Here is a 10,643-nt window from a genome sequence, read left to right on the forward strand (position 1 = left end):
CGTCCGCGTCACGAACCGCCGAGGGCGAGCCAGTCGGCGTAGAACAGACCGATCCCGAACATGCAGCTGATCCCGGCGAGGATCCAGAACCGGATGATGACCGTGGTTTCCGCCCAGCCCGCGAGCTCGAAGTGGTGATGGAACGGGGCCATCCGGAACAAGCGTCGCCGCGTGGAACGGAACACCACGATCTGCAGCACCACCGACAACGCCTCGACCACGAACAAGCCACCGATGATGATCATGAGCAGCTCGGTGCGGGTCGTCATCGACAGGCCCGCCAGCAGGCCACCGATGGCCAGCGAACCCGTGTCGCCCATGAAGATCTTCGCCGGCGCCGCGTTCCACCACAGGAACCCGACACACGCCGCCATCGCCGCAGCCGCCACGATCGCCAAATCCAGCGGATCACGCACCTGATAACACGCGGGCCCGGGACCACCCACGATGTCCGAGCAGGCGTAGCGGAACTGCCAGAACGCGATGAGCACATAGCTGGCCAGCACCATCGCCGCCGACCCCGCGGCGAGACCGTCCATGCCGTCGGTGAAGTTCACCGCGTTCGACCAGCCGCTGATCGCCAGGAACGCGAACAGCACGAACCCGACGGCGCCGAACGAGACCACGGTGATGTCGCGGATGAACGACAGGTTCTCCGAAGCGGGAGTGATGCCGTTCTGGTCCGGGAACTGGATCGCCAGGATCGCGAACAGCACCGCCGCCACGACCTGACCGACCGTCTTCGCGGTCTTGTTCAGCCCCAGGTTGCGTTGCTTACGGATCTTGATGAAGTCGTCGAGGAACCCGACGATGCCCAGCGCAGTCGTCAGACCGAGCACCAGCAGCGCGGACGCCGACGGCAGCTCGTCGCTGACCGTCAGGTGCGTGACCAGGTAGCCCGCCCACATCGCGACGAGGATCGCCACGCCGCCCATCGTCGGCGTGCCGCGCTTGGCCGAGTGCGCGCCCTGCACCTCCTCGCGGATCTCCTGGCCGAATCCTTGCCGGGAGAAGACCCGGATCAGGTACGGCGTGAACAGGATGGAGACGACCAGGGCGACGGCCGCCGCGACCAGGATGCTCTTCACGCCTGCTCCTCCCCACCGGCGTCGGCCGCCAGGAGGTCCTCGGCGACCCGCCACAGGGCCGCCGCCTTCGATGCCTTGGTCAGCACCACGTCACCCGGGCGCAGTTCGGCGCGCAGCAGCGCGACGGCCGCGTCGACATCGGGAACCAGGACCGACTCCTCTCCCCACGAGCCTTCCATCACGGCTCCCTGGTGCATCGCCCGCGCCTGCTCGCCGACGACCACCAGACGGTCGATGTTCAGTCGCACCGCCAGGCGTCCGAGCTCGTCGTGCGCCCGCACGGTGTCCTCGCCGAGTTCACCCATCAGTCCCAGCACCGCCCAGCCGCGACCGGGCGTCTCCCGCGTCATCGAGGCCAAAGTCTTGAGTGCCGCGCGCATCGACTCGGGGTTCGCGTTGAACGCGTCGTTGACGACGGTGACACCGTCGGCGGTCTCGGTGACCTCCATGCGTCGCGACGACACACGCTGCACCGCGTCCAGCCGGGCGGCGACCTCGCGGGTGTCGACGCCGACCTCGCGGGCGATCGCCGCGGCGGTCAACGCGTTGCCGATGTGGTGCTCGCCGTGCAGCGGGAGCGTCACCTGCGCCGAGCCTTCGGGGGTGACCAGCGTGAACCGTGGACGCGCCTGGTCGTCGAGCGTGACGTCCTCGGCCCGCACGTCCGCCGACGGCGCCTGGCCGACGAGCACGACCCGCGCCGATGTCCGCTCGGCCATCGCCGCGACCAGCGGATCGTCGCCGTTGAGCACGGCCACCCCGTCCGCGGGAAGCGCTTCGACGAGTTCGCCCTTGGTCTGCGCGATCATCTCCTGCGAACCGAACTCGGACATGTGCGCGCTGCCGACGTTGAGCACCGCTCCGATGCGCGGCGGCGCGACCTCGCAGAGGGCGGCGATGTTGCCGACCCCCCGCGCGGAGAGTTCCAGCACCAGATGGCGGGTGTCCTCGTCGGCGCGCAGCACCGTCCACGGGTGGCCGAGTTCGTTGTTGAACGAGCCGGGCGGTGCGACCGTCGGACCGGACGGGGTGAGGACCTGCGCGATCAGATCCTTCGTGGACGTCTTCCCGGACGAACCGGTGACTCCGACGACCGTCAGTCGCTCCAGTCGGTCGACGACGTGGCGAGCGAGCCTGCCGAGCGCGTGCAGCACCGCGGCACCGGAGCCGTCGGTGTCCCCCGCCAGCGCCATCACGCGCGACCGGTCCGAGTCGGGCGCGGGCGGCACGATCACGGCGGGGGCGTCGACCTCGCGCGCGGCGAGCACTCCGACCGCACCGTCGGCGACCGCACTCGCGGCGAAGTCGTGTCCGTCGACCCGCTCGCCCGGCACGGCGACGAACAGTCCGCCCGCGGTCAGCTTCCGGGAGTCGAACTCGACTCCGCCGGTCACCACTTCGTCGCCGCCGCAGCGATGCAGGCTTCCGCCGACCGCGTCGGCGATCTCGGCCAGGCTCAACCGGATCACGTCGCCTCCTGTTGCCCCGGACGGCACTCGTTCACAGCGCTGGTCACCGAGCGTCTTCCTCTCGTTCGCGGACGGCCCGAGCCAATTCGTCCCGGTCGGAGAAGGGATGCACAACGCCGCCCACGTCCTGACCGGTCTCGTGTCCTTTGCCCGCCACCACGACGATGTCGCCCGACTCGGCGTGCCGGACGGCCTCGTCGATGGCCTGTCTCCGGTCGCCGATCTCGACCACCTCGCCGCGTTCCTCCGGCCGTAGTGCCAGTGCACCGCCGAGCATCGCGGCGCGGATCTCGGCGGGATCCTCGCTGCGCGGGTTGTCGTCGGTGACGACGAGCAGGTCCGCGCGTTGCGCCGCGGCCTCGCCCATCAGCGGGCGCTTCAGCGTGTCTCGGTCGCCGCCGCACCCGAGCACGACGATCACCTTCCCGGACACCTGTGCCCGCGCCGCGTCGAGCACCGCGGCCACCGCACCGGGCTTGTGCGAGTAGTCCACCACAGCGGCGAAGTCCTGCCCGAGTGCGACACGCTCCATGCGCCCCGGAACGTCCACTTCGGCGAGTCCACGCTCGATCGCCTCCACCGGAACGTCGACCGCGCGCAGCATCCCCGCGGCCAGCAACGCGTTCGCCACGTTGAACGGCCCGGGCAACCGCAGCCGTACGTCGAAGCTCGACGACTCCGGTCCGTGCACGGTGAACGTCTGTTCGCCGGTCGGCAGCGGCGCCACGGCACTCACCGTCCAGCTCGCCTCGCCGATCGTCGAGACCGTCTCGGTCTCCGGCTTGACCAGCCGCCGACCCCATTCACCGTCGACGCACACGACTTCGCGCTCCGAGCGACCGTCGAACAGCAGCGCCTTCGCGCCGAAGTAGTCGTCGAGGTCCTTGTGGAAGTCCAGGTGGTCCTGCGAGAGGTTGGTGAACCCGCCGACCGCGAAACGGGTGCCCGCCGCGCGCCCGAGGGCGAGCGCGTGGCTGGAGACCTCCATCGCGACGTGGGTGACGCCGCCTTCGAGCATGACGGCGAACAGGGCCTGCAGGTCGGGAGCCTCGGGCGTGGTGAACGCGCTCTCCAGCCGCTCACCTGCGATGCGCGTCTCGACGGTGCCGACCATGCCTGTGGTGTGGCCCGCCTCGCGCAGACCCGACTCCACCAGGTACGCCGTCGTCGTCTTGCCCGAGGTGCCGGTGATTCCCAGGATCGACAGCCGCTGCGACGGGTCACCGTAGATCCGCGAGGACGCGGGCCCGAGCACGCTGCGGGGGTCCTCGTGGATGAGCAGCGCGACCGCACCGTCCCGGACCCGGGGATGGTCGGCGAGGTCGACCCGTTCGACGCCGGCCTCGTCGGTGAGAACCGCCACCGCGCCCGCTTCGATCGCCTCGGCCGCGAAGTCGGCTCCGTGCACCCGCGTCCCCGGCAGCGCGGCGAACAGGTCCCCCGCTCGGACGTGCTGCGCCCGCAACGTCGCACCGGACACCGTGGGCGCGGCGCGGTGACCTGCGGCGCGACGGATGCGCGCGCCGATGGTCCCGGCGAGTTCCTCGAGAGCCACCGGCTCGACCCGAGACGGTCGAGGCGGGGCAGTAGCGACCGCTGATGGCACGTCGACAGAGGCTACCGGTACCGCCTTCGGGGGCATCCTCACGGTCGGTGTCGCGATCATCGAACGTGTGATCCCGGCCTCCGGTGACGAACCCTGCGGACCTGACCACCGGAGCAGTACCCGCTGCGGCGGCCGCGCGCGGTCCGCGTCGTTCGTGCCGACACCGCGGTGCGTTCCGGCGCGACCATCGATGCTGTGGCCGAGATCATGTTCGATGCCGGGCCTCCAGCGGTGCGACGAGCGAACGAGCTCAGCGGTTGCGCGGATCGAGAGCTGCAGTCGGGCACACTGCGGTGACCAGCCGCGATGTGAGGTTCCGCCGCGGAAGGACCCACCCCCGCTCACACTGAGAGCGCATTGTGGAACTGGCGCCTCCGCAGGGTGAGGGGCTCCGGCGTTCGGAGTTCGTGCCTCGCAAGGCAGGGGTCCTCGCCACGTACGCCTGGTACTCAAGAGGACACCGACGCCGCGAGGCGCGAACTGGGGCGGCGGTACCGGACCACCTCCCCAAGTTCCCCAATGCGCTCTGAGAACTCATCGGATCTGAAGGATCTGCTCGGGAGCCGGCTCCTTCGACAACGGCAGCTGGTACCGCTGGGTCAGGTAGGAGGCGACGTCGTGGAACAGCGGTGCCGCCGACGAGCCCTCCGGAGTGCCGGACTGCGGTGCGTCCAGCATCAGCCCAACCACGAACCGTGGATCGTCCGCGGGAACGATCCCGGCGAACGTGATCCAGTAGTTCGACTGGCTGTAGCAGTTGCACGACGGGTCGATCTGCTGCGCGGTCCCCGTCTTCCCCGAGACCTGGAAGCCTTCCAGCGCAGCGTCGGAGCCGGTGCCTTCCTGCTGCGGGACGTCCTGCACCACGGAACGCAACATGTCCTTGACGGTGTCCGCGGTCCGCTCCGAGACCACCCGCACGCCCTCCGGTTGCGGTCGCTCCTCCCGCTGACCGTCCGGGCCGGTTTCCGCCGCGATGATCCTCGGCGGCACGCGCACACCGTCGTTGGCGATCGCCTGATACATCCCGGCCATCTGCAGCACGGTCATCGACAGGCCCTGCCCGATCGGCAGGTTCGCGAACGTCGAACCGGACCAGTCCTCCTTCGGCGGCACGTAGCCGGAGGACTCGCCGGGCAGCCCGATCCCGGTCTGCTGACCGACGCCGAACTTGTGCATCAGGTCGGCGAACCGGTCCTCACCCAGCCGTTGCGCGGTCATCAAGGTGCCCACGTTCGACGACTTGCCCAGCACGCCGGTGAACGTCAACGGGATCGTGCCGTGCGACCAAGCGTCCCCGACGACGCGGTCGGCCACCTTGATCTGACCCGGCACCTGCAACACCGAGTCCGGACGCACGAGCCCGTCCTCGATCGCACCGGCCGCCGTGACCACCTTGTGCACCGAACCGGGCTCGAACGGGTTCGTCACCGCCGCGTTGCCGAGCGCCTTGTTCGTCCACGTGTCGCTGTTCGCCGGGTTGAAGCTCGTGTCGTTGGCGAGCGCGTACACCTCGCCGGTGTGTGAATCGAGAACGACCGCGCTGCCGCCACGGGCTCCCGCCTTGGCGACGTAGTCCGCCAGCTTGTTCTGCACTGTGTACTGCAGGTCGGAGTCGATCGTCAGTTCCAGGTCCGAACCGGGCGTCGCCGGCTCCAGCTCCCGCTCGGTGCCGGGAATGACGACCGGGCTGCCTGCGGCGGTGTCCGACACCTTCGCGCCGTCGCGCCCCGCGAGCAGCTTGTCCAGCGAGCTCTCCATACCGATGAGCCCCTTGACCTTCTCCTCGTCCATCCGCCACTTCGCGGCACCGACGACGTTGGCCCCGACCTCGCCTGCCGGGTACTCGCGCGTCGCCCGGTATTCCGCGCCGACGTGCGGGTACTTCTCGGTGATGAGCCGGGCGGCACCGGGGTCGATCACCGGACCGAAGTAGGTGAACCTCTTCTGCGAGAACAGCGCGTCGAGGACCTCCTTCTCCGGCAGCTTCGGACCCACGACCTGATGGATGTAGCGCGCGATCTCGCGCTTGTACTGGTCCGCGTTCGGCTTCGACGGGTCCTGGCGGTGCGCTTCGTTCTGGTCTTCGCGCAACGAGATCGGGTTCGTATACAGCTGCCGGGACTCGCTGCTGAACGCCAGGACGTTCCCGCTCCGGTCGGTGATCTCCCCGCGTTCGGCCGGAATCGCCTCCTTCGTGAGCCGCTGCTTCTCCGACTCCTGCGACAACGCGCTGGCCTGGAACCCCTGCACTCGCACCAACTGGGCGCCTGCGGCCACGAGCGCGAGCACCAGGATCAGCCGGCCCACCACCAGGCGTCGGCTACTCCCGGCGACGTTCGTGCGGGCCGTCCGCCTCGTGACCCGTTTCCCCCCGCCGCGTGCCATCAGGGAGCGTCCACCGCCGGAGCGGGTGCGGCGAGACGCTGCGGGTCGTCCTGCTCCGGAGCAGGCTGCTGGTCAGCAGGCGGCTGCTCGGCGGGCGGCTGCTGCTCGGGTGCGCGTGCGTTCGGGTCCTGTCCCGGCTGGACGGGGGGAACCTCGCCCGGCTGCGGCGCGGGAGGCTCGGGCGGTGGGGGCGGAGCAGGAGCCTCGGCCGGTTCCGGCTCACCGACGACCGCGACCGAACCGTCCGGCTGGACCTGCAGGTACGCCGGTTCCGGGGCAGGCACCATGCCGAGCTCGGACGCGCGACGCTGCAGCGCAGGCGTCGCGTCGAGTGCGCTCACATCGCGCAGCAGCGTCTCTTTGCGCTCCTGCAACGCGTTGACCTCCGCTTCGGCGTTCTGCAGCTGGTACGAGCCGCTGACCGCCGCGATCGCCAGCCACAGCGTCGCGATCAGTCCGACCGCCAGCAGCGACATCACCGTCACCATGAACGGCAGCCGTGCGTGCGCGACCTTCGACTGCAGCATCGCTTTGCCTGCGGCAGCGCGCCGCACCGGGCCGCGCTTGACCGCCCGCTGCGGCGCCTTCGTCGAGGCGGACCGGTGTGGTCGCGACTGCGGGGCGTTGCGCTCCGCGGTGCGTTCCCGCCGTTCGTCGCGACGCGGGGCGCGTTCCGGCGCGCGGGTCGCGGTACCGGACCGGCTGCGGGACGTCTTCGCCTCACGCTCGGTCGCCTGCCGTGCGGCGGCTGTCCTGGTGTGGGTCGGTGCTGTCATGCCGCCGCCTCCTTGATGCGCTCCGCTGCCCGCAGCCGCACCGAGGCGGCGCGCGGGTTCTGGGCTGCTTCGTCGTCACCGGCGCGCTCGGCGCCCCGGGTGAGCAGACGCAGCTCCGGGCCGTGCCCGGGAAGTTCCACCGGCAGCCCCGCTGGAGTCCGTGAGGACGCGCCCTCGGCAAGAGTCCGCTTGACCAGCCGGTCCTCCAGGGAGTGGTACGAGAGCACGACGACACGGCCGCCGACGGCCAGCGCCGCGACCGCTGCCGGGACCGCGCGTCCCAGCACCTCCAACTCGCCGTTGACCTCGATGCGCAACGCCTGGAAGGTGCGCTTGGCGGGATGTCCACCGGTGCGGCGAGTGGCGGCGGGCACCACCCGGTACAGCAGTTCCACCAACCGCTCGCTGCGGTCGAACGGGGCGTTCTCCCGCTCGCGCAGCACAGCGGAGGCGATCTTCGAGGCGAACTTCTCCTCGCCGTACTCCCGAAGGACCCTGGCGAGCGCCCCGTGCGAGTAGGTGTTGAGCACGTCCGCCGCCGTCGGCCCGGTGCTCGCGTCCATCCGCATGTCCAGCGGTGCGTCGTGCGCATAGGCGAAACCCCGGTCGGTCTCGTCGAGCTGCAGCGAGGACACGCCCAGGTCGAAGAGCACTCCGTCCACAGCGGACATGCCGAGCTCGGGGAGGACCTCGCCGAGCTCGTCGTAGACCGCGTGCACGAGGTGTGTCCGATCGGCGAAGCGCGCCAGCCGCCGCTCGGCCAGCCGCAACGCCTGCCGGTCGCGGTCGAGGCCGACCAGGTGCAACCGGGGGTGGGCCTGCAGCAGCGACTCGGCGTGGCCACCCATGCCGAGCGTGGTGTCCACGACGACGGCGGGGCCCTCGGCCAGCGCGGGCGCGAGCAGGTCCAGCGTGCGATCACGCAGCACGGGGACGTGCCGTTCGTGCGCAGCGCGCTCGTCGTCGCGCCGGGGCGAATTGTCATCGCCCTGCGACGAGGCGCGGTCGATACCGCCCATCACGGTCCCCTCCTCCCGCGTGGTGTCCCTGTGGCGGCGGTGCATCCCACTGCCCCGCCGGTGGTGCTGTGATGCCGGATCCCGTCAGGTCCCAGCCCGCCCGCATCCTGATGCCGGGGAAGGTGCATCAGGCTCTGTCGAGCGGACCGAGGCCTCACGGCACCCGGACGTCTCCCCCTCCGGGTCAGAAGACCCCGGGTAGGACCTCCTCCCGCGCCTGCGCGTAGTTCTCCTCGTTCTCGTCGAGGTAGCTCTCCCAGCGCTCGGCGTTCCAGATCTCGAGCCGATTGATCGCGCCGATGACCACGCAGTCCTTGCTGAGACCGGCGTAGCGGCGCAACTCGGAAGCGATCGAGATCCGTCCCTGCGAGTCCTGGCTCTGCTCGTCGGTGCCCGCGAACAGGTAGCGCTGGTAGGCACGCACCGACTCGTTGGTGAACGGCGCCTCGGCGACCTTCCGCGCCATCTGCTCGAACTCGTCACGGGGGAAGACGTAGAGACAGTGGTCCTGACCTTTGGTGATCATGAGACCCCCCGTCAACGGTTCCCGGAACTTCGCGGGCAACGTCAATCGCCCTTTGTCGTCCAACTTGGGGTAGTGGGTTCCGAGGAACACTCGGGCCACCTCCCCCCGACCTCCGGGCCCGGGGCTCTCCCCGGACCCGACACCGCGGTCCGTCCCGCAACCGCACGACTGTTCACGCCACTGCCGACCGAACTGCAACTGCTCCCAGCGGGACCCCCTTCGCCCCACCGTCACCCACAGTACCCCACAACGCTCCACCGTCAACACGAATCACCCGGGTCGCACCCGTCCGAATGGCGACGTTTACCCAGGTAATCCCGATGGGGAGGACCGTGGGGGACGGTGGAGGAACGAGGTGTCCGACACTCCGGCGACGTGTCGTGTCGATCACGATGAACCTGTCTCGCGGCGCCGGTCAGGCAGCGGGGACCCTTCCAGCCCGACGCGTGGGGGAACGTGGGGAGCCGCGACCGGCTACGGAAGCACACCGTTGTTTGACACACTGCACCGCAGGCTGAAGAGCCGATCGCGGCGCTCGCCCGCGGCGGGACGGCCGAGAGGCCGAGGACGGCCCGGATCGGCACGACACCGGAAGGCGTATGACCGATACTGGCCGCATCGGTCGATTCGCCGACCGGCGTGGATGTCCGCACCCGACGACAGCCGCGCGACCGGCACCATCCATCCCGGTTTCGCGACGGACGGATGCGGGGTGTCCCGCAGGACCACAGGAGGATGCGTGACGCCCAGGACTGACACGACGGACACCGCGGTCGACGGCGAGCACGCACAGCCGAGCATCGGCGCGTTGCACGACACCGTGCAACGCATCGCCGCCAACGTGGAACGGGTCCTGGTCGGCAAACCGGAGGTCGTGCGGATCGCACTGGTCACGTTGCTCGCCGAGGGCCACCTGCTGGTCGAGGACGTACCGGGCGTCGGCAAGACCTCACTCGCGAAGGCGCTGGCACGCTCGATCGACTGCACGGTGAGCCGCATCCAGTTCACCCCGGACCTGCTGCCCAGCGACATCACGGGCGTGTCGATCTACAACCGGCAGGGCGAGGAGTTCGAGTTCCGCCCCGGTCCGGTGTTCGCCAACATCGTCGTCGGCGACGAGATCAACCGCGCGTCACCGAAGACCCAGTCGGCGCTGCTGGAGTGCATGGAGGAGGACCAGGTCACCGTCGACGGGCAGACCTATCCGCTGCGGAAGCCGTTCATGGTGATCGCGACCCAGAATCCGATCGAGATGGAGGGCACCTACGCCCTGCCGGAGGCGCAACGCGATCGGTTCACCACCCGCGTCTCCCTCGGGTACCCGGATCCGAACGCGGAGCTGGAGATGGTCGACGAGCACTCTGGCGACGATCCGCTGGAACAGCTGCGGCCCGCGGCCGACGCGCAACGGGTCAGCGCCCTGATCGGGGCGGTGCGGCGCGTGCACACCACCACCGAGGTACGCCGGTACGCCATCGAGCTCGTCGCGGCGACCCGACAGCTCCCCGAGCTGCGTCTCGGAGCCTCCCCGCGCGCGACCCTGCATCTGGTGCGCGCCGCACGCGCCCAGGCCGCGTTGGCCGGACGGGATTTCGTGATCCCCGACGACGTCCAAGCGGTCGCCTCGCCCGTCCTGGCACACCGGCTGGTGCTCACCAGCGAAGCGCACGCGACCCGGCGCTCCGCTGCGGACCTGGTGCGTCAGCTGCTGCAGCGGGTGGCCGTCCCGCGCGGCTCGCACATCGCCCGCGATTCCGACGCGCGGCGGTGA

At 70.1% G+C, this 10,643-nt stretch carries 8 protein-coding genes; 1 reads left to right on the forward strand and 7 read right to left on the reverse strand.

The window, feature by feature from the left end; all coding sequences use genetic code 11:
- Positions 1-8: 8 nt before the first annotated feature.
- The 7 genes from mraY to mraZ all read right to left on the reverse strand — a co-directional run bounded on the left by mraY (position 9) and on the right by mraZ (position 8,962).
- Complete coding sequence (gene mraY / locus GIY23_RS16490) at positions 9-1,088, reverse strand: phospho-N-acetylmuramoyl-pentapeptide-transferase (RefSeq protein ID WP_154077477.1); 1,080 nt, start codon at positions 1,086-1,088, stop codon at positions 9-11.
- Positions 1,085-2,557 carry a UDP-N-acetylmuramoyl-tripeptide--D-alanyl-D-alanine ligase gene (locus tag GIY23_RS16495; RefSeq protein WP_154077478.1) on the reverse strand — a complete coding sequence of 491 codons (1,473 nt, stop codon included), beginning with the start codon at positions 2,555-2,557 and terminating at the stop codon, positions 1,085-1,087. Before GIY23_RS16495 ends, mraY begins: the two co-directional genes overlap by 4 nt.
- Before the next feature lie 43 nt (positions 2,558-2,600).
- Complete coding sequence (locus tag GIY23_RS16500; protein ID WP_154077479.1) at positions 2,601-4,199, reverse strand: UDP-N-acetylmuramoyl-L-alanyl-D-glutamate--2,6-diaminopimelate ligase; 1,599 nt, start codon at positions 4,197-4,199, stop codon at positions 2,601-2,603.
- Between the two features lie 498 nt (positions 4,200-4,697).
- The gene (locus tag GIY23_RS16505; RefSeq protein ID WP_154077480.1) at positions 4,698-6,551 is read right to left on the reverse strand and encodes a peptidoglycan D,D-transpeptidase FtsI family protein; all 1,854 of its coding nucleotides are present in this window, start codon (positions 6,549-6,551) and stop codon (positions 4,698-4,700) included.
- Positions 6,551-7,327 (reverse strand): hypothetical protein, encoded by a 777-nt coding sequence (locus GIY23_RS16510; RefSeq protein WP_154077481.1) that lies wholly within the window; start codon positions 7,325-7,327, stop codon positions 6,551-6,553. The genes GIY23_RS16505 and GIY23_RS16510 overlap by 1 nt, the downstream gene beginning before the upstream one ends.
- A complete protein-coding gene (gene rsmH, locus GIY23_RS16515; RefSeq protein ID WP_154077482.1) occupies positions 7,324-8,346 on the reverse strand; it encodes a 16S rRNA (cytosine(1402)-N(4))-methyltransferase RsmH in 1,023 nt (340 codons plus the stop codon). The genes GIY23_RS16510 and rsmH overlap by 4 nt, the downstream gene beginning before the upstream one ends.
- 184 nt (positions 8,347-8,530) lie before the next feature.
- Entirely contained in the window at positions 8,531-8,962 is a 432-nt protein-coding gene (gene mraZ, locus GIY23_RS16520; RefSeq protein ID WP_154077483.1) for a division/cell wall cluster transcriptional repressor MraZ, read from the reverse strand.
- 553 nt (positions 8,963-9,515) lie between these two features.
- Here mraZ and GIY23_RS16525 point away from each other — a divergent pair.
- Positions 9,516-10,643, forward strand: a complete 1,128-nt coding sequence (locus tag GIY23_RS16525; RefSeq protein ID WP_154077484.1) for an AAA family ATPase — start codon at positions 9,516-9,518, stop codon at positions 10,641-10,643.

It is taken from the genome of Allosaccharopolyspora coralli (assembly GCF_009664835.1).
GTDB lineage: Bacteria > Actinomycetota > Actinomycetes > Mycobacteriales > Pseudonocardiaceae > Allosaccharopolyspora > Allosaccharopolyspora coralli.

Bases quoted from the DNA above. Each gene is read 5' to 3' on its own strand.
- GIY23_RS16500 (WP_154077479.1), bottom strand. From the start codon at position 4,199: ATGCCCCCGAAGGCGGTACCGGTAGCCTCTGTCGACGTGCCATCAGCG.
- GIY23_RS16505 (WP_154077480.1), bottom strand. From the start codon at position 6,551: ATGGCACGCGGCGGGGGGAAACGGGTCACGAGGCGGACGGCCCGCACG.
- GIY23_RS16510 (WP_154077481.1), bottom strand. From the start codon at position 7,327: ATGACAGCACCGACCCACACCAGGACAGCCGCCGCACGGCAGGCGACC.
- rsmH (WP_154077482.1), bottom strand. From the start codon at position 8,346: ATGGGCGGTATCGACCGCGCCTCGTCGCAGGGCGATGACAATTCGCCC.
- GIY23_RS16525 (WP_154077484.1), top strand. From the start codon at position 9,516: ATGTCCGCACCCGACGACAGCCGCGCGACCGGCACCATCCATCCCGGT.